Below are 19237 nucleotides of genomic sequence, written 5' to 3' on the forward strand. Positions count from 1 at the left end.
CTGCGTGCGGCTCATGCCTGGCCAGCAATCCGCGATGAAGAGCGTTACCGTGCCGGGCAGGGACTCATGCGCGACGCCCTGTGGAAGCGTCAGTCCGGCGAGCAGATAGATATCAGCCATGCAGCTCATTTCCCCGGTGGTAAGTACCTTTGCGCTTATACCGCTTTTTTGCGACGCGTTGCTGGTTTGGCGGTCGGCACGGCGCGAGAGAAACGGGCCGGGAGTGGCGTCTTCGGGACGCCTGTCGAAGCGGCCGATGGCCGGGTTTCCCGCGCACGCGCTTCCGCCTCCCGCAGCGCCATCACCTCCGCCTGCAGCCGCACATTTTCTGCCTGAACAGCATCCAGCCGCCCCTGCAGCACCCCCGCCTGATGACGTGCATCGCCCAGCTGCGCCTGCATGGCTTCGGATGCACGGCGATGGTCGGCGTCTTTCCGGTCCGCGCGACGCGTGGCTTCGTCCAGTTCCTTCTGCAGCTTTGTTGCGGTACTGCGCTCGCGGTCAATCTCCAGCAGCGCGCGCTTTTCAGAAGCGCGCAGCCGCTCCTCCGCGCGTTCAGCCGCTTCGCGCTGCTTTTCCAGATCGCGCGAAAACCCTTCCCTTGCCTCCACCAGTTCGCGCTCGCGCGCGGCCAGCGCCGCCTGGACCCGCGCCAGTTCTGCCTCCAGCGCCAGTCGCTGCGTGTGGCCTTCGGCCTGCGCCCTGTCCAGGTCCCGTACCTCGACCTGCGCGGCAAGCAGCGCCGCGGTGCGCTGCTCGAGCGCGGTCTCGACGCGACCCAGTTCGTCCCGGGCGGCGACGACCGACTGTTGCGCCTCGGCCCGCTGCGCCTCGACTTCGTCACGCAGCGCGTCGAGCGCGGCCCCGGCTGACGCGGTGGCGCGCGTCCAGAGGGTAGATACCAGTTCGCCGGCGGCCGCACCGAGATCGGCGGGCAGATCGGGATGCTCGATGCGCACGCGGCTCTTCTCGCGCAGGTCCGCCCAGAACTCGCCGAGCACGGCGGTCGGCGTGCCCATGCTGCCGCGCCGGACCAGCTGATACAGCCGGTTCGCAGTCGGCGTGATGCCGTGACGGAAGAACAGCAGCGCGCATACCTCGCGATACAGCTCGCGGGTTTTCGGATGCGCGACCTTCAGGCGCTCGATATCGGCGGCAAGGCGGGTTTCGTTGGGCAGGACGTCGGACATGGGCGGAGCTTCCCGAAAATTTATAAAATAATACTACGTAAACCGCCCCATTTCTAACCACATTTACGCGTTACACGACATTAGGTCTATAATGTCGTGTATTTGGTCGCAAGTGCCGGCCGTCACCGCGTCACACCCATAGGAGCCGCCCGAACCGTGTCAGATACCCGGATTGCGTCCGTGCAGCCCGTCGAGTCGCTTGTCATTCCGGAACGTCTGGACGGGCGCGACGGCACCAACCGCGGCGACGCCCGCAATTCCCAGCTGGCGGCCCGCAATGACCTCGATGCGGTGCGCGCGTGGCTTGCCAACTACGCGGACACGAAGACGACTTTCGACAGTTACCGCAAGGAAGCCGAACGGCTGCTGCTGTGGGCCGTCGTGCAACTCGGCAAGCCGCTGTCGTCGCTCACGCACGAGGATCTGCTGCTGTTCAGGTCGTTTCTCGTCGATCCCCAGCCGGAGCATCGTTGGGTGTCCGCCACCGGCGGCAAGTACCCACGCGGCGACGCCCGCTGGCGGCCGTTCAACGGCCCGCTGTCACTGGCCAGCCAGCGCCAGGCGCTGATCATCCTGAACGGCATGTTCACCTGGCTGGTGGACGCCGGTTACCTGCGCGGCAACCCGATGGCGTTGCTGCGGCAGCGTGGAAAACACGCGGCGCCGCGGGTTACGCGCTACCTGTCGGTCTCGCTGTGGGATGACGTCAAGGGCTTCGTCGCACAGTTGCCGCAGGACACCGCGGTGCAGCAGGCGTACTCCGCCCGCTGCCGGTGGCTCACTACCCTCTTCTACCTGCAGGGCATGCGCGTTTCCGAGGTCGCCGCCGGAAAGATGGGCGACTTCTCGCGGCGGCTCGGCGCCGACGGACGCGAGCAGTGGTGGCTTCACATTGTCGGCAAGGGCGAGAAGGAGCGGATCGTCCCCGCGTCGCCCGAACTGGTCGCCGAGCTGGCCCGCTACCGGAAGGTGAACGGCCTGCCGCCGCTTCCGGGCCGCACCGACGACACGCCGCTGGTCATCCCGTTCAGGGGAAAGCGCCGCTGCATGTCGCGCTCAGCCATGCATGACGCGATCAAAAGCATATTCGGCAACGCCGCCGCGTGGCTGCGCGCCCGCGGACCTGAGTTCACGGATCGCGCCGACGAGCTGGACCGTGCATCGGCGCACTGGCTGCGACATACCTCGGGCTCGCACCAGGCCGACGGGGGTGTCGACCTGCGCACGGTGCGCGACAATCTCGGTCACGTGTCGCTGAACACCACCAGCCTTTACCTGCACGAGGAAGAGGACAAACGCCATCGCGAAACGGTGAAACGCCACCGGATGAACTGGGAAGCGCGGCCTACCCCGGAACCCGGCATTGCGAAGGACGACGCATGAACCCGGACGAGAACGACCAGGCCTGGCGACTGCGTTGAGCCACAGGCCGACCGCCGCATAACGCCGGACGGCCGCGCACTGTCCACGCCAGAGTCAGGCATTTACGGGTATTGGGGAACTGGACGTCCCAGCGAGAAACGCCCTGAGCTTCTGCTCCGCCGCGAGTACTTCGTGCCGTGGCGCACTGGCGAGTTGCGAATCGTAAAGAGCGAGAAGTGCCTCGAAATCGACGATCATTTCGTCTGGTAGCCGCCACTCGCCACATTCGTGAGCATGGGCCAGGGTCGCTTCAACGGCATACTCGACAACCTTGAATTGCCCGGCCGGACAGTTGCCGTATCCGGCTCGCTGCAGAAACCAGCCAGATACACCACTCGCATGAGTTCATTGGCATGGTGTCCGTTTCCGTGACCACTCCGGCATGCGACCAGCGCAAGATGACTGGCGAGAGACTGTGCATTTGCCGACGCCCGATCCATCGGCAACAGAAGCGCCCTGGTCAGCGGTTTATGGTCGCGGGTACTGCGGGACCTATTTCGCCTGGTCGACACGGATTCGAAGTTGCAGGGAGCGGTTTGAGAACTTGCAAATTATATCGGGATTGCTCACTGATTTTTTGCTCCTATTAGCCGTGATGCGCCGCGCCCTCCGTTACCATCCGACTTGTCCGCGTCGATCAGTCCAGGTTTACCAGAACGAACAACCGTCAATGTCGGATCCAGCACGGGCTGCTGGTATGGGTGTCTGGTTGCATGAGCAGACCATCGCTTCTTTATCGACCGGGGTTCGGGGTCGCCGAATGGCAGATCGCGCAAAACGGTTAGTTGCATCCGTTTCTCGACTACCGCTCCGAAGGGTGAGTCATTACGGGAGATCTGAAGGATTGACTCGGTTACGTCTGAACCAGCATCTCCTGATCGAGCCGCCGGCAATTCATTAGTCGACGTGTGAGCGGCACGTTGATGGACGATTGAGGCGGCAGGCGAATGCTCTAAGTGACTGAACCCGGTCCGTCGACGACCGGCTCTGATCGACCGGTTGCGGCCCGTCAACCCAGCGCGACATCTACGGCGGCTTTCAAGCTACAACGGCCGTTGGTCGACTCGCACAGGGAGAGATCGGCCAACTCAGCCGTTCGATGCCGCGTAGCTATACGCCCACTCCCAGGTACAAAGCGACCACGCCAAGGTATGTCCCGGGGTTGCGTCCGTCTGGAACGCACCCGTCCGAACAAAGCTGCTCTGATCGCCTGCGGCGCTCAGAACTGCTCGATCCATGCCGCGAGGCGATCGGCAGGAAACTCCGTTTTGCGTTGAGTGGGTAGGAACGCGATGGCATTACCCTCACGTACCGGATCAAGCGCGAAGTCATTCCCGTCCAGCCATAGAAGGCTTGCCAACCATACAGCGTGTCGCGTCGACACGGCTTTGTTAGTCGCTTCTCCCAGAAATTCGGCAAGCGCGGCAAGCTCGTCCCAGATCAGAGCATCGCCTTCGCGCCGGACCCTGATGCCCGCCTCCTCTAGCGTCTCGGCCATCGCCGCCACTGCGTTGCCAGCGCTAGAGCCGGCGCGCCGGTTACGTAGCTCCGCAAGGTTCGCCGCCACCATGTGGCCAAAAGTCCCGCCCCGGCAACTCTCGGCCGCGACCAGATCAGAGTAGTCCAGCAACTGCCAGTCAGGCTCAGAACTTTGCACATCGGCGAGTACTGCTGCGGCCAGGTAAGTCTCCACCGGCTGGAAACGCTCGGGCCCGATCAGAATGGCAGACAGCGTGCGAATCAGACCGATCCGCGTCGCGAGAGTCTGCTTTTGCAGCACGCCCAGTTTTTCACGCACCAACTGGTCCCGCTCCTTGCGCAGGTCGGCCAGTTCGAGCGCCTGTTTCAGTTCCATGCGCAATGCTGTAATGTCCCACGGCTTTTTGATATAGCGGTGGATATGACCGAGGTTGACGGCCGCGACGGTCTGGTCGATCTCCGAATAGGCGGTGGTCAATATCCGCACGACATGCGGATAGCGCTCGCTTGCATAGCGGAGCAACTCGTTGCCGAACTCGCCCGGCATGCGCTGGTCGGAGACAAGGACCGCCACCTTGTCACCGTGTGCGTCCAGCAACGCCTTGCCTTCTTCCACCGAGCCGCCAGTCAGCACCGGCGCCAGGCTTCCAATGGCACGCTGGAAGTACTTCACGGCAGTGGCCTCGTCATCGACGAAGATGATCGCCGGTGCCGACTCCTGTGTGCCTTTCGCTTCGTTCATCAACAACTCCTGTGCGGTTGACCTTTGATATGGGGGAAATCCAGCATTACGGTGGTGCCAACCCCCGACGTGGACTCGATCCGGAGTCCGCCGCCACAGGACTGCATGACACGGTTGCATAGAATTAGGCCCAAGCCGTTCCCACCGGATTTCGCGTGCGTTGTAATCGGGTCCGTCAACAGACGGGCTTCTATCTCAGACGGGATTCCCGGGCCGTTGTCGCAGATGCGGATGCCGGGGTTGGGTTCTGCTATCACGGTAAAGCGCACCGACGGAGAGGGCACATGCGCAAGCGCGCGTAGCGCGTTGGACAATAGCGAAGAGAGCACAAGCGCCACGCAATTGGGTTGCGTCACCACGGCAAAGTCGCCAATGACCTCGACCTGTACGCACGACCGCTGCGCCGTTGCAAACGGATAGGTATCGAGCAAAGCGGAGATCAGTCCATGCGCCGTGATCTCGCTGCGGGCATCGCCTTCCGCTGGTCTCCGGTGCCCATTGTGGACCGACCGCCAGAAGGACGAGACCATCGCTATGCAGTACTGCGCGCTCTCCCGCATTGATCTGGCGGCTCCGGTAATCTCCCGCTGCGAATCGTGCTCCACGTCGGTGCGATTTTCGATGCTGCGCGCGTTCAAGGTGATGGCGGCGAGCGGTGTGTTCAGTTCGTGCGCCAGAAAGGCCAACGTCTCGTCTATTGCCGTCAACCGTTGATTTTGTATGGCGCGTTCACGGTAGCGCTCGAACGCCATTTGCAGCGTCTCGCGCACGGAAGCCGGCCTAAGCGGCTTTTCAAGGATGCGGAACACCTCACCGGTATTGACCGTCTGCAGCAGCACGTCTATGTCCGCGTAAGCAGTGACCAGAATGCGAACGATGTGCGGGTATTCCTGCGCCACCTGTCGCAACAGGTCGCCACCATCGCGGCCTGGCATACGGAAATCCGTGACTAGCACAGCAATGCGGGCGTTGTCCTGTTGCAGGATAGCGATCGCCTCATCACTGCTGTTGGCGAGCAGGACCTCATAATCCGCACCGACCGCGCGAGCGAAATATTTGCACGCCAACTCTTCGTCGTCGACGTAGAGAAGAGTGGGCTGCGTCTGCCTGATGTCATTCATTGCATTCTCATGGGGCGCGCGACAGATCAAAGCTGAATGATGCCCAACTTCCCAGTTCGCTCTCAGCGTACAGCAGGCCGCCATGGCGCTCGATGACGGCATAGCTGATCGACAGACCCAGGCCCAAGCCCTGTCCTACTTCGCGGGTGGTAAAGAACGGCTCGAACACGCGCGCGAGATGCTCACCCGCGATGCCTGGCCCATTGTCCCGTACCATCACATGTAGGCGTTGCCCCGACCACTTCACTGAGATGTGAATCGCCGGCCCAGCGGTGCCCGCGTTGCGCATGGCTAATACCGAGTTGGAGAGCAGGTTAATCAACACGCCGATGATGGCCGCTTCGTCGCCCTGCACCAGGGTATCCACGGGGAGCTCACGCGTAACTGCGACGCCACGCAATTCATGCGCAATGAGCCGGATTGCCGAATCGAGTGCCTTTTCAAACAGGAAGGGAGTTCCCGCCTCCGCCTCGGCGCCGGGCTTGCGGTAGGCGAAGGTCTTCAGGTCCGACACGATGTGCTGGATCCGCTGCATGCCCTGCCTCGCGTCGACAAGACATTCCTGCAGCGCTGGTTCCGTTTTGGCCATGGGCTCCTCCATCGCGACTTCGATCGCCATCAGGCAAAAATTTACCGGGTTATTGACTTCATGCAACAAGCCCGCTGCAAGCGTACCGACTGCCGCCATTTTTTCCTGCTGTAACAGTTGGCCCTTGATATCGAGCAGCTTGCGGTTGATCACTTCAAGTTCGGCATTTTTTTCGGATACTTCTGCCTTCAGGCGAAACAGCATGAAGCGCACCCGCTCGTTGAAGAAGGTATAGACGGCGCTAGCGGCAGCGGCGAACAGAAGGAGCAATACGTTGACGGTCATCGTGCCGATCGGCACCACGCCATGTGGAGGCAGCAGGCAGGCAAGCAGGTACAGGAAGCAGGACAACACCCCGAAAACCAAGTTTTGCCATAAGCCGAATGGTAATGCAATGCCGGAAGCGAAGATGGCAAGATTCAGACCCATGTAGTATGGCGACTGAACACCATCTGTCTGCCAGATCATCCACGAAATCATGGCCTGCGGTAGCAGCAGCCAGGACAGTGTCAACCATGGAGTCAAGCGTCGCCCTACCACGCTGCCCAGCATTATCACAATGCCACCGATCAGCAGCGAGACGAGCAGACGCGCAACTGCGAACGATGTCTGCAGTTCGGGATACTGCGCGTAATCCAGCCCCACGCCGAGTAGGACGAGCACAATGGCGGTATAGGCACCGCCGCGGCTGAAAGTCACGCGGAAGTCCGCGAGTTCAGTTTGATAGCCTGTGTGCAGTTGACTCATGGATCGGGTGTCTGCTGACGTTTCAGAGGATCGTGGCTTCTGCGAACACATTCACCCCAGTCTCGTCGACATAGAGCTTCTGTTCGGCGGACTGTGCGGGCAGCAGCGAGCGCATACTGCTCTCATTCCGATAGATCAGATACCACTCGAGCAGATGCTCCATGCCGTACTTCTCGGGGTTCGCTGAATGGACGTTGGTGACCAGCAATTGGCCACCAGGTCGCGTACGTGCAGCGAAATAATTCAACAGGCGCGCGCAGACCTTGTCCGACAGATAGTCAAAGAGACCTGCGCAGTACACTGCGTCGAATTCCCGCAAAGCCGCATCTGGTGAAATTTTACGTTTAAGCAGGTCGTGCACCGATTGATGCACCATTTCCACCGGGACCTTGTGCCCACCGTCGCCCGCCGATCGTTCGATTGCGGCCTTGGTGAAAGCCAGTGTTTCCTCGCTGAAGTCGACCAACTGGAACGAGAGCAGATCGGGCTGCGCATATTCGCGCACGAAGCGCTGGATCTCGAAAGCCGGTCCGCAGCCGACGTTGAGTACGCGGAATGGTCTGCCGGCAATGCGCGCCGCTTCGGCCTGACGCGTCAGAAAGTCGATCAGTAGCGTGATCCGGTTCCGATGTGCGGTCGCCACGGCGGCCTTGAGGAACGCCGTATTGACGATCTGGAAGTAAGTGGTCGGTCCCTGCTGCGGATCGCTCAAGATCTGGTTGACCATCTCGTAGTCGCCGGCATAGCCCAGTGGCTTTGTAAAAGTCCGGTAAACGAACGGGGCACGAAGTAGCAACGGATGCAGTGCCGCTTGCGCGTAGGTACGATGCACGGGCGCAATCTCGGCATCGACACGTTCGGCCTCTTCCTCGAGCCGCACGAGGTAAGACTTGACCTTGTGCATGACGGGGGTAGCGAGTTCGTAGAACAGATCCTCGCGCAGCCTGCCGTCGGTCTTCGGCAGGCTCTCGGTCAGATCGACCTGCTCAACCCAACGCGACACTTCCGACAGGAACGCGCGCATCTCGTTGACCACAATCTGATAGTCGCGCCGGATATTAAAGCGCGCGTCCCAGTCGCTGATGAAGAGTTCTGCTTCTCTCCCGACCGACTTGGGTTCATTGGGCAGAACGCTAAGCTCGCGCCACTCGTCGATCAGCGCCAGTGAAACCACCGCAGTGAGACCGGTATTCACCAGACTGACGACCACCGCTTTGCCAAGATAGGCATTCTTGCTGCCCATACGCACGCTCAGCTCGCTTAACACCTCACTGACCTGCACTATGGAGTAGGGGTTATAGACCTCCATCACCAAAGACTTTCTCTGGAGGTTGATAATTGTTCCACGCACCTGCTCGCGCTGCGAGTTGCGGAAGCTGACTACCGGGTCGATTTGCGTTTGAGAGTACACGGTATAAGAACCTGAGGAATCCGGAAAACGCAGTTGGGTGTTGCATGAAGTCCAGTGAATGTTCCGCACGTACGACATCGGATACGAGCCGTCGACGTGGTTCAAACCAGTGTTGCACTGGAACACCAAAACCCTTTGCCAGGATGGCTTCGGCGAGCCGCAGTGTAACATCAACACAGTTAATCCTGAACCATGCCAAATCAGGGATGAAGAACGTACGCAAGTTTGCCTTACAAACATCTACACGCTGTAGAAACTGGATTTTGCGACGAATCATTTTTCTCGGTGACCGCCGCTGTCGACAGGAAGATGGTTGCGATAAGGAATCAGACCGGTGCGCAATAGCGACGCCCGGCTGCGGCGGGTCACGAACGCAGGCGTGAGCTGCGGTGCTGTTCTGAAGTTTGGGGAAGGCCTCTCGAAGTTGGCTCAGCCTTGCTTACAAAATTCGCTTGCTGATCCGCGTATTAGGAAAGTGGTCGGAGCAGGCCACCTCGCTGTCGCAACGCCGGAAAGTGTTGACTGGCCTGCCGCCCGCGCAAGGAGTCGAACCCGGTCGACTCGAGTTGCTCGACACGCCCGCGGCGGGAGTGCCCTAAGCGAACGGCCAGTCTGTAGCGGGGAGCGGTTATTTCAGCGTCGATTAATGAATGTCGGTTTGGCCAATGAAGGAGCGTTGGCCCTTGACAATCGGATGGCCGATTACGGGGGCGGAGCCGACGCCTGAATGTCTGAACGACGACGCATGTGATCGGCGGTTTGTGACCGACTAAAGCCCGACGCGGTCGGCTGACGTCCACGCGTGACGGACTTTCAGCGTTTCAGATAACGGCAGCCCCGTGGGGCTGCATTTGCAGGGGTTACTCGCCACCGGTATGACCTGCAGGTCAGTGCTACTGCTTGCCCGCCGCGTGCAGTGCTGCTCTCATGCTCAGTTCTATGTCGTAAAGTTTCGCGCCGAGCTCCACAAAGCTGCTGCGCCCCTCACCGAATACCTCGCCGTTCATGTAGATCGTCGGCACAACGCTAATATCACGCGCCGACACCTCACTTTGAAAAATTTCTCCGTCGATCGTAATGTTGTGAATCCGTGGATTGATTACCGTCATCATGTTCAGCCCTTGCACAACGTCCACACAGCTTTTGCAAGATAGCGAAATATAGGTCTCGAAATAGTAGTCACGTTCTAGCGTTCGAATCTGTTCAATGGTCGTACGGTCGGCTATTACGGGATGTCCTCCAACCTGGAGTATTGCCAGGATAAGGGACGAAAATTCAGGCCCTGTTGGAGTGGCGGCAAACTGAATGCCGGGTTTTGCTCCCACCTGCCTGATTGAAAATGATCGCTTGCGTTGGTCGCCCTGCTGCTCCTCAATTACCGTCACCAGATCTGTCAACGACGCGATTTCGTTCAACATCGTCAGCATCTCGTGCGATTTTTGACTACCGCCCTGCGACACGATCAATTCGACAGGTCTGCGAATGTTTCGCAGATACGTCTGCAGCTGTGACCTCAGGCTGCCGTTTAACATGTTTCGATCCTGTAACGACTTACAAGTTTATGTCAGGAAGTACCAGGAGCTGAAAGAAATCTGAACAGAACGTGCAGCGCCGATCTGCCATCGGAAGCAGGACGGTGCCAGGCAATGCTCCCTCGACCGTCAGTGCGCTTTGGTGCGCTATCGCACATATTCAAAGTGTTAGCGAATCGTCTGGTATGGGTGCACTCGTGCCTGCTCCGGCGGATACTTCTATAGCAACCGAGCAAGCACGTGAACACTCTGGGCAGCTCATATTGAACGTCCGTTCCTGGCCCAGATTGTGTCAAAACGCTTAGCCGCTGGGAATTGACGAAGTCTGTCGCGGCGCAGGTCGCGGCAGGTGAAGTGCGGGAACACAAACGTCAAATCACTGACATCAAGCGCAACAGCCCATGGCCGCTTCGGCAAGGACGATTTCATTTACGACCCACAGACGAACGAATATCGCTGTCCGGTAGGCGAGCGGCTCATCTGGCGATTCTCGACCGTTGAGCGCGGCCTGAAACTCAGTAAGTATTGGAGTTCGAATTGCCAGCAGTGCTCGTTAAAAGATGCCTGCACGCCAGGTCCTCAACGCCGGGTGACACGCTGGGAGCATGAAACCGTACTCGAAGAGATGCAGGAGCGACTTGATCACGCCCCTGAGATGATGCGAATCCGGCGGCAGACTGTCGAGCATCCATTCGGCACGATCAAGGCGTGGAAAATTTTAACGCTCCAAAAATGCGTTTTGACATAGTCTGGGCCGATGACTGCCCCATGCAAGCGGCATGGATTGGCCCGGATTTCACGCGGCCGCGATCGGCAGCACGCGACCCGCTGCGGCCAGTCCCACAAAATAGATAACTGTCCAGCATAGGTCCGGATGGCCACCCATTGCACCTCCGAAGCCCCCGTTAGGCCCGGCCCGTTCAGTTGGCGTACTGGATCGCGAATGCGCAGGTTCGCAAAATCACCTGGGATCAAACCCGGCGCCAACACAGCGACAGCTTTTGTTACAAAGCGGTTTGCTGCAGTGCACGCTCGGGTTTGCCCGGTTGTCGCGCACGGATGCGAAGCATAGCCTTCGTAATGATCTGGTAAGAATCTATTCGCAGGTTGCCGGGTAAGCCAGCCGTTCTCGCGATCTGCGCAACATGCACAGGTATCTCGACTGCACTCCACAGTTCGGTGCAGGGATGCTTGCCCGTCGTCATATGGGTCACGCTGGCATGTCAAACAATGCTCTGAATGACGACTGAAGTGATTGTTTTGGGGCCCACATGGCTTCGCACAGACCGTTTTACAGATCACTTTATTTTCAGGTAATCGTCGCGATCGTCGCCGGTATCGTGCTGGGAATTTTCGCCCCGCACACCGGCGAGGCGATGAAGCCGCTCGGCGACGCATTCATCAAACTGATCAAGATGATCATCGCCCCCATCATCTTCTGCACCGTGGTCGTCGGTATCGCAGGCATGGAAGACATGAAGAAGGTGGGCAAGACCGGGGGCCTGGCGTTGCTCTATTTTGAAATCGTCAGCGCTCTCGCGCTGGTGGTCGGATTGGTGATCGTCAACGTGGTACAGCCCGGCGCCGGCATGAACGTGGACCCGAAGACGCTGGACGCGAAGGCAGTGGCTACGGTCACCAGCGGGCGGAAGATGGAGGGCACGACCGACTTCCTGATGAACATTATCCCCTCGACCGTGGTCGACGCGTTCGCCAAGGGCGAGATACTTCAGGTTCTGTTGTTCGCGCTCATGTTCGGCTTCGCGTTGCACTCGTTCGGCGGTAGAGGCACATTGATATTCGACTTTGTCGAGAAGATCTCCCACGTGTTCTTCCGCATCGTCGGCATCATCATGAAAGTGGCGCCTATCGGCGCCTTTGGCGCGATGGCCTTTACCATCGGCAAATACGGCATCGGCAGCATGCTCTCCCTTGGGATGCTGATGCTCACGTTCTATGCGACATGCCTTTTCTTCATCTTCGTCGTGCTAGGACTGATTGCCCGGTTCCATGGTTTTAGCGTGTGGAAGTTGATCAGGTACCTCAAGGAAGAACTGTTTATCGTTCTTGGAACCTCCTCGTCGGAAGCAGCGCTGCCTCGCGTAATGGTGAAGCTGGAGAATCTTGGCGCGAAGAAATCAGTGGTTGGACTAGTCATTCCGACCGGATACTCTTTCAATCTCGATGGCACGTCGATCTACCTCACACTGGCTGCCATCTTTATCGCCCAGGCGACGAATACGCCGCTGGACCTCACGCATCAGCTTACGTTGCTCGCCGTATTGCTGCTGACCTCTAAAGGCGCTGCTGGTGTTACGGGCAGCGGGTTCATCGTGCTTGCGGCAACGCTGTCTGCGGTCGGACACGTACCAGTTGCAGGTCTTGCGCTTATCCTTGGTGTCGACCGCTTCATGTCCGAAGCGCGCGCGTTGACGAATTTCATCGGGAATGCCGTGGCTACATTGGTGGTCGCCAGGTGGACCAGCGAACTCGACCAACCCAGAATGCACCGAGTCCTGGATAACGAGACTCCGGAGGAGGCGGACGAGCCGGAAAAGGTGTTTGACCGGACGGACGAAAGGATACCTATCGCTACGGTGGGACCGCGATCGCATAACCTCTAAGGAGCGTGTGGACACTGTAGTCCTGGAATGTTGTGCGCTGTTCTCGCCAGCACAGCTTCGACAAGCCTCGATTGAAGCGTGCGGTTTGACACAGTCGACATGGCCGCCGACGGTGGTCCTGCCCCGTGTGAGCATAGGTCGTGATGATCCCGGTGCGACGGTCGGTTCTCCGCACGACCTTATTTTGATCGTCGAGCGCCGACACACGCGTTCCGCGACGACGCAAAGTAGCCCTTTTGATGCAGACCTAAGGTTGATCTAGATGAACTCCGCATACTCCTCAGCCGAAATCGCGCATCAACTGTTTCATCGTCGCCCGTATCTGGCGGCTGCTGCGATAGCACTGACATTGTCTTCGTGCGGGGGTGGTTCCGACTGTCTGGACGAGGGCACTTGCTATACGGTCGGTGGCAGCCTTTCCGGGCTTCTCGCCAACAGTTCGGTTACCCTTCAAGATAACGGCACCGACAATCTGACGCTAAGCAACAACGGAGGATTTTCGTTTAACAATACGGTGGACAGTTCCCGCAACTTTAGTGTGACGGTTCTAACCCAGCCGGTCGGGCAGTCGTGCACCATCTACCACCAGGATGGCAGCGGTTACGGCCCGGCCGACGCAAATGTCAACGTCGTCTGTACCCCAAACAGGCATACCTTGGGGGGCACACTGAATGGCCTCGCACCGGGTACGGCCATCACGCTGCAAAACAACGGCGCGGATTCCCTTGCTCTCGCAGCTAACGGCAGTTTCAATTTTCCCACGAAGGTGCGATACGGTGATGTTTATTCGGTTACGGTCTTGGCGCAGCCGATCCCACCAACGCGGACGTGCGTAGTGACGAACGGCACCGGCACTGTCCCGGACAGCGACATCTCCAATGTGAGTGTGACATGCCAGTAGCGCTGCGATGATGCAAACGTCCAATCATGTTGGTTGCACGCAGGGCGCCGCCGGCGAGCAACACTGACGGCGACCTGGATGTGCCGTTCTTGTCGGCCGCAATCGTTACCGCCCTTACCGGCACGCATGGCCTCTCACCGTTGCAATCCATATCCGCCAGTCAGCCTGACCAACTCCGATTCGCGGCTGCTGTAGCCCTGTGGTTCAACGTGACAATGGTCTTGCTCGCGTCCGGTGGCAATCACCCGCGGCATGCCGAAGCGTGGTGGCGGCGTCGGCGGCAGGGGTGCAGCGAGCTCTTGAGTCACGAGGAGCTTCGATCCCAAGAATGTCTGTGTGGAGGTGGATTTTCGGTCACTGCAAGGATCTGAGTAGGTGTTGGCAATATACTTTCATGATTCTCTAAAGTGGCTGTTCGGGACGTTCCATCAGCCGTCTTTGCATGCAGCGGGCGACCATCCTTGTTGGCCGATGACGAAACGCCCTCGGTCGGTGCGTGACCGTCAGCTATCTGGGCGATGCTGTTGAAAAAGTCGCGGCAGCTGGTTAGCCCACCACCGCCCAGAAAATCGACCTCTCAGATCGGCCTACAAGCCGTTCGCTGGCCTCGATTAAGGGTAGAGCGACCCATGAAAACCTACGCTATGTAGACCGTCGCCGACTTTTTCAACAGCATCTGGGCAGGAGCCGACGTTCAACTGCCCGGTCCAAGAATGGACGAACGGCCGTAGATCGCCGCAAGCCGGCCTGACGGTAATCATTCGCCGTTGCCCCTCGTCACCTCTTCTTCATCGTGTGTCCCACTCAAGAAGGGAAAACCCCGCCGCATAGGCCTTGACGAGCGGGTACGGCCGCGATTTGTGGCATCGCCGTCGGCATGATCCGCCTTTCGACGTTGGCCATGGCCGTCGCGGCCGTAAATTGACGCCAGAGCGGGCAGGTGTCTGTGAATGAGTCGGCGCAGCGACAACTACAGATAAGTGCAACAATAAAATGCCGTCAGCGCCCTTTGAAACTCATCCTGTGACATGGAGGCGAACATGCTGGAGATACCGAGGGACCGGGTCGTGGCAACGGTAGGCAAGTTTCTCGAATCCCGGCTGACCCCGTGTCTCGTGTCGGCCCTGGCGAGCGTCGCGCTCACCATCTGTTCGGTGCAGGCGCAGGTACGACCGCCGTCGTTCGAGACCTTCGCCGTCCCGACCGGTAGTGCGCCCCATGACGTCGCACCGGCGCCCGACGGCGCCGTGTGGTACACCGCGCAGGCGCAGGGCGCGGTCGGTCGGCTGGACCCGCGTAGCGGCAGGGTCGACAGGATTCCGCTTGGCGATGGGTCGGCACCCCACGGCGTGATCGTCGGTCCCGATCGCGCGGCATGGATCACCGACGGCGGCCAGAACGCGATCGTGCGCGTCGATCCGAAGACGTTCGCCGTCACGCGTTTTCCATTGCCGAAGGACCGTCCGGACGCCAATCTGAACACCGCAGTCTTCGACAAGCAAGGGCATCTGTGGTTTACCGGCCAAAGCGGCGTCTACGGCGAGCTCGATCCGAAGCGCGCCAGCATGCGCGTCTTCGATGCGCCGCGCGGGCACGGCCCCTACGGCATCTGCGTGACGCCGGACGGCAGCCTGTATTTCGCGTCCCTGGCGGGGAGTTATCTCGGCCGCATCGATCCCGGAAGCGGCGCAACGCAGGTCATCGATCCGCCGACGCCGGATCAGGGTGTGCGCCGTGTATGGTCCGATTCGAAGGGGCGTGTGTGGGTCAGCGAGTGGAACGCAGGAAAAGTCGGCGTATTCGATCCAGCGACGCGTCGATGGCGCGAATGGCGCCTGCCCGGCGACGATCCCCATGCATACGCGATATTCGTAGACGACCAGGACATCGTCTGGCTCAGTGAATGGAGCGCCAACGCGCTAGTGCGCTTCGACCCGCGCACTACGCGGTTCGACGTGTTTGCGCTGCCGCGTCCGCACTCGAACGTACGGCAAATGATGGGCCGCCCAGGAGAAGTCTGGCTGTCCGAGTCTGGCACCGATCATCTGCTGCGCTACCGCTCCCGCGCAGCAGATGCCCGCGGGAATTGACGACGCACTGTCCCCGAGCGTCATCCACTGTACAGGAAAGACTATGAGCGACGACTTTGGACGAAAAGTCGTTCCTGGCGGTGAATCAGCGGGGCTATTTGATGCCGCATGCAACACCGTCCGCGATATGACTCAGGCCCGATGCGCAGTCGTGATAGTCATCGACGGCGCGGCTGGTTCGGGATATTCAGTGATCGGTCCTCTGGATGCGCAGGTGTTGCTACCGGACATCTTGCAGCAGATTGCCGATGCATTGCGCGGACAACTGGTGAAGAGGTTGCAGTAGCAGGACGGATACCCCGCCGACCGAGTCGCGCTCGACCCGCCAGTCACAAACGGCCGGTAAGAGCAAAGGAGCATCCGTTCAACTTGGGTAATGCGACAGTGCTTCCTGGGCCGACTGCTGTCCGACGCGGTCGGCAGAACCCGGCCCGGAAGGGACTTGCGGAATTCCCGGTAGCGGCCCCACTTGAGGCTGCGTCGGACGCTTCAAAGCCGTCTGGCCGGTCCAGTCTCCGCTTGGACGCGCCCCTTTTTCTCTTGGGCCCAAGAGCGGCCGACGATTGGTCGGGTTTCATTCGACTGGTTGCTCGCTCGTCTTGCTGTCAGTGTCCTCCGAGGTTCTTTCGGCGACTGTCACTACCGTGCTTCAAAGCGGCCTTCCGCCCCACGCCTCCGGCGTCCGACGTAATCGGCGTTCCTCGCTTCCTGTCGCATCTGTGTCTACGGCGACGAGTATTCAGGGCTTTCTCGCAGACGCGAGTACACAGGGCATCGGTACTCGCACCTCACCGTTGTTCGTATACGATGCCGCATCGTCGGCTACGGCTTTCTGGATCGAAGCCAGCGCTTCCTGCGACTGCGCCTTCAAGATCGCCGCGACGCGCACCCCGCCGCGCATCAAGACGTCGAAAGGCGTTTCGGGCGCGCGGATACGCAACGTTTGACTGACTTCCTTAATGCGGGGCTCAACGAAGCCCGCATCAAGCAGCGCACGCTCCGATTCGTGCGAGTCGCTGAAGCGGAAAAACGGAGGCCCAGGAGGCAGTTGGACATCCATGCGGCCGTGCTTCTCAATGGCCTTGAGCACCATCCCGAATCCAACGGTCTGGTCCGGCGGCGCCCAAACCGTAAACGAGATTCTGCCACCCGGGCGCAGCACGCGAAAAGCTTCGGCAAGCGCGGCCTCGGGACGAGCGAAATGTAGCATTCCGAAGCTGATACCAATCGCGTCAAAACTCATATCCGCAAAAGGCAGATCTTCGGCGCTCCCAGGACGGAACGCGAGGTCGGGAAAAATGCGTCTCGCTTGCTGAACCATCGCGTCCGCGAAATCGACGCCGACTGCATCGGCGCCACGACGCGCCGCCGCTGCCGCGAGGTAGCCGGGTCCTGACGCGACATCAAGAAACTGGACGCCGGCACGTACCTCAAGCGCGTCGAGCAACGCATCATTGGACTGCGTCGTCAGTTCGCCAAAATACGAGTGATATGGCTGTGCGACTGTTTCCCAGCCCCGACGCTCAAAGGCGCTGAATTCGTCTTGTTCCATTTCACACCTCTATCCGGGTTCACCCTATCGAGCCCCGACATTGGATTGACGCGATCCGAGCCGACGCATGATGGTCAGGTTAGTGCCGCTCGGTCACTTCTACAAGATTGCAAGGGAGTTGCGGAATCCATCCGGTCACGCCACCACCATCGACCAATACAGTGAATCCCCTCGTATATGACATCGTGGCGAGACAGGCGATTGCGTCCGCGATACGCGTCCCCTGTCCCGCTATGAACGGACGGTCGCGAGCATTGGTCGAGTGGCTCCTCCTGTTTAGGGTTGTAGGACGCCTGCCCTGATCCGTCGACACGTCAACTCGCCCAGACGCCAGCGGGCAGGCGTCCTACAAGCCCCAAGGGAGGAAACCGCGGAGTGCTCTGACATGGTCTGAACATTTCACCGCTATGGCGATTTGTTCGATCCCATTGAGGGCATGGTAGATATGAACGCGGGTAAATCTGAGGTTAGACAGTCCCGATCGCAGCAGCGGCGCAACGGCGGGTCGCCATCGCGCCGACTCGGCCAGCGCCAAACTGCCGGTTTGGAACGATAGGCGCAGGCGTCTGCTATTGGCTCTCGTTGCCGAAGAGCCGACAGTCGAATTGTGCATCCTGACACGGTGGTGTTCATACGTCGGCCCACTCGACAGGCGGTGCCCGAATAGGTCTGCTGCGTTGGAGTATGTCGATGATGATCATTGGCGAACCGCAGTGCCGGCAAACGAAGGTTGGCGGCACTGCCACGGTGGATACGACGTTGGCACTGAGGCCGATACTGACAGGCACGACGTCCAGCAACTCGCGTATCGTCGCGAGATTCTCGCGCCGCGATGGGTTCGCGATCAGACCGTAGTGGCGGATGCGGTGGAAGCCGCCAGGCAGCACGTGCAGCAGGAACCGGCGTACGAACTCATCTGCCTGAAGCGTCATGGTCTTGTTGCGTGTGCGTCCGCCCACGCGGTAGTCCTTCCAGCGGAAGGTGACGCCGTGTTCGTCGAGCGCGACCAGGCGTTGGTTGGAGATCGCCACCCGGTGGGTATAGCGTGACAGATAGGCGAGCACTGCTTTGGGTCCCGCAAACGGGCGTTTTGCGTATACCACCCACTCGCATGCACGCATTGGCGCAAGAATGTCAGTGGCGACCTGGGCATAAAGCGCCGTGGTCTCGAGCCTATTGCCAGCAGTCAATAGGCTCGACTATGTCCCGCGCTGAACTATGTCCCGCGATTGGTGGGAGCCCCGGCCCATAGCGGATTTGCGGAATGGGCGCTAGACATTGGCTTTGTCCTTTGCAGACACCTTTGCCTAAAAGGAGATGACTGCGGAGCTTTTGTATGAGTGCCGACCGCGCCGGTCCGCAGCATCACAGGTGCACGCGCGAGGTCCCTTGCAGAGTTCGTCAGATCGCTGATCGAGCGGCTATCGGCGGTCAGCTACGTATCCCAAATCTCACGTTGAAGCAGGCGGCTATCGACAGGCCGATACCCCAACGCCAGGCACGGACAGTATCGGCCCGACGACCGATTGCAGGCGTTCGTAAAGTAGATGTAGTCCAAACCTATGTCCCGCGCTGCGTAAGGCCGGCGGCTATCGTGGCGTCGGTCTCGTGCGCTATGGGACATAGTCCTGCGCGGGAGATAGTCGAGCTTCTTGTGCCCGAGCATGACCTGGATCACGCGGATATCGACCTTCTGTTCCAGTAGATGAGTGGCAAAGCTATGACGCCTATGTCGCCGGGTAGATAGGCGTCACTATGTGCCGTTCCCGACTATGTCGGGTAATCCGGAGATAGCGCGGATTTCACGGGCGATTCAAGCGATCGACTGGAGATAGTC

The 19237-nt window shown here is 59.8% G+C and carries 12 protein-coding genes and 3 pseudogenes; 6 read left to right on the forward strand and 9 right to left on the reverse strand.

What is annotated here, in order from left to right; translation table 11 throughout:
* Positions 1-155: 155 nt before the first annotated feature.
* Positions 156-1190 carry a DNA-binding protein gene (locus tag P0D84_RS45085; RefSeq protein WP_408349934.1) on the reverse strand — a complete coding sequence of 345 codons (1035 nt, stop codon included), beginning with the start codon at positions 1188-1190 and terminating at the stop codon, positions 156-158.
* A 171-nt stretch (positions 1191-1361) separates the two neighbouring features.
* On the opposite strand from P0D84_RS45085, the gene P0D84_RS45090 reads away from it, so the two are divergent.
* Positions 1362-2573: a tyrosine-type recombinase/integrase gene (locus P0D84_RS45090; RefSeq protein ID WP_408351886.1), complete on the forward strand. Its 1212-nt coding sequence runs from the start codon at positions 1362-1364 to the stop codon at positions 2571-2573.
* A 1258-nt stretch (positions 2574-3831) separates the two neighbouring features.
* On the opposite strand, the gene P0D84_RS45095 is transcribed toward P0D84_RS45090, so the two are convergent.
* The 5 genes from P0D84_RS45095 to P0D84_RS45115 form a co-directional block, all read right to left on the reverse strand.
* Positions 3832-4833, reverse strand: coding sequence for a response regulator (locus tag P0D84_RS45095; protein WP_408351889.1), 1002 nt, complete (start codon positions 4831-4833; stop codon positions 3832-3834).
* A complete protein-coding gene (locus P0D84_RS45100) occupies positions 4833-5954 on the reverse strand; it encodes an ATP-binding protein (RefSeq protein WP_408349937.1) in 1122 nt (373 codons plus the stop codon). The genes P0D84_RS45095 and P0D84_RS45100 overlap by 1 nt, the downstream gene beginning before the upstream one ends.
* 7 nt (positions 5955-5961) lie before the next feature.
* Entirely contained in the window at positions 5962-7290 is a 1329-nt protein-coding gene (locus P0D84_RS45105; protein WP_408349940.1) for a sensor histidine kinase, read from the reverse strand.
* Between the two features lie 22 nt (positions 7291-7312).
* Positions 7313-8701 carry a class I SAM-dependent methyltransferase gene (locus P0D84_RS45110; RefSeq protein ID WP_408351892.1) on the reverse strand — a complete coding sequence of 463 codons (1389 nt, stop codon included), beginning with the start codon at positions 8699-8701 and terminating at the stop codon, positions 7313-7315.
* A gap of 893 nt (positions 8702-9594) precedes the next feature.
* Positions 9595-10233, reverse strand: a complete 639-nt coding sequence (locus tag P0D84_RS45115; protein WP_408349943.1) for an alkyl hydroperoxide reductase subunit F family protein — start codon at positions 10231-10233, stop codon at positions 9595-9597.
* A gap of 373 nt (positions 10234-10606) precedes the next feature.
* Between P0D84_RS45115 and P0D84_RS45120 the strand changes: the two are divergent.
* The 5 genes and pseudogenes from P0D84_RS45120 to P0D84_RS45140 all read left to right on the forward strand — a co-directional run.
* Positions 10607-10945: pseudogene (locus P0D84_RS45120) on the forward strand (transposase); the annotation flags it as partial.
* 559 nt (positions 10946-11504) lie between these two features.
* Entirely contained in the window at positions 11505-12857 is a 1353-nt protein-coding gene (locus P0D84_RS45125; RefSeq protein ID WP_408349946.1) for a dicarboxylate/amino acid:cation symporter, read from the forward strand.
* 262 nt (positions 12858-13119) lie between these two features.
* Positions 13120-13758 carry a hypothetical protein gene (locus tag P0D84_RS45130; protein ID WP_408349949.1) on the forward strand — a complete coding sequence of 213 codons (639 nt, stop codon included), beginning with the start codon at positions 13120-13122 and terminating at the stop codon, positions 13756-13758.
* 1040 nt (positions 13759-14798) lie between these two features.
* A complete protein-coding gene (locus P0D84_RS45135) occupies positions 14799-15848 on the forward strand; it encodes a Vgb family protein (RefSeq protein ID WP_408349952.1) in 1050 nt (349 codons plus the stop codon).
* A gap of 43 nt (positions 15849-15891) precedes the next feature.
* On the forward strand, positions 15892-16134 hold the full coding sequence (locus tag P0D84_RS45140) for a hypothetical protein (protein WP_408349955.1): 243 nt from the start codon (positions 15892-15894) through the stop codon (positions 16132-16134).
* Positions 16135-16587: 453 nt separating this feature from the next.
* Here the strand turns inward: P0D84_RS45140 and P0D84_RS45145 are convergent, their stop codons facing one another.
* The 3 genes and pseudogenes from P0D84_RS45145 to P0D84_RS45155 all read right to left on the reverse strand — a co-directional run.
* On the reverse strand, positions 16588-17400 hold the full coding sequence (locus P0D84_RS45145) for a class I SAM-dependent methyltransferase (protein ID WP_408349958.1): 813 nt from the start codon (positions 17398-17400) through the stop codon (positions 16588-16590).
* Positions 17401-18029: 629 nt separating this feature from the next.
* Positions 18030-18539 (reverse strand): annotated as a pseudogene (locus tag P0D84_RS45150) (IS91 family transposase); the annotation flags it as partial.
* A 503-nt stretch (positions 18540-19042) separates the two neighbouring features.
* A pseudogene (locus P0D84_RS45155) lies at positions 19043-19126 on the reverse strand (tyrosine-type recombinase/integrase); the annotation flags it as partial.
* Positions 19127-19237 lie beyond the last annotated feature (111 nt).

This window comes from Paraburkholderia sp. RL17-337-BIB-A (genome assembly GCF_046025895.1).
Classification (GTDB): Bacteria; Pseudomonadota; Gammaproteobacteria; order Burkholderiales; family Burkholderiaceae; genus Paraburkholderia; species Paraburkholderia fungorum_C.

Excerpts from the sequence above, each read along its gene's own strand:
- P0D84_RS45085 (WP_408349934.1), bottom strand. The coding sequence starts at position 1,190 with ATGTCCGACGTCCTGCCCAACGAAACCCGCCTTGCCGCCGATATCGAG.
- P0D84_RS45095 (WP_408351889.1), bottom strand. The coding sequence starts at position 4,833 with ATGAACGAAGCGAAAGGCACACAGGAGTCGGCACCGGCGATCATCTTC.
- P0D84_RS45100 (WP_408349937.1), bottom strand. The coding sequence starts at position 5,954 with ATGAATGACATCAGGCAGACGCAGCCCACTCTTCTCTACGTCGACGAC.
- P0D84_RS45105 (WP_408349940.1), bottom strand. The coding sequence starts at position 7,290 with ATGAGTCAACTGCACACAGGCTATCAAACTGAACTCGCGGACTTCCGC.
- P0D84_RS45115 (WP_408349943.1), bottom strand. The coding sequence starts at position 10,233 with ATGTTAAACGGCAGCCTGAGGTCACAGCTGCAGACGTATCTGCGAAAC.
- P0D84_RS45125 (WP_408349946.1), top strand. The coding sequence starts at position 11,505 with ATGGCTTCGCACAGACCGTTTTACAGATCACTTTATTTTCAGGTAATC.
- P0D84_RS45130 (WP_408349949.1), top strand. The coding sequence starts at position 13,120 with ATGAACTCCGCATACTCCTCAGCCGAAATCGCGCATCAACTGTTTCAT.
- P0D84_RS45135 (WP_408349952.1), top strand. The coding sequence starts at position 14,799 with ATGCTGGAGATACCGAGGGACCGGGTCGTGGCAACGGTAGGCAAGTTT.
- P0D84_RS45140 (WP_408349955.1), top strand. The coding sequence starts at position 15,892 with ATGAGCGACGACTTTGGACGAAAAGTCGTTCCTGGCGGTGAATCAGCG.
- P0D84_RS45145 (WP_408349958.1), bottom strand. The coding sequence starts at position 17,400 with ATGGAACAAGACGAATTCAGCGCCTTTGAGCGTCGGGGCTGGGAAACA.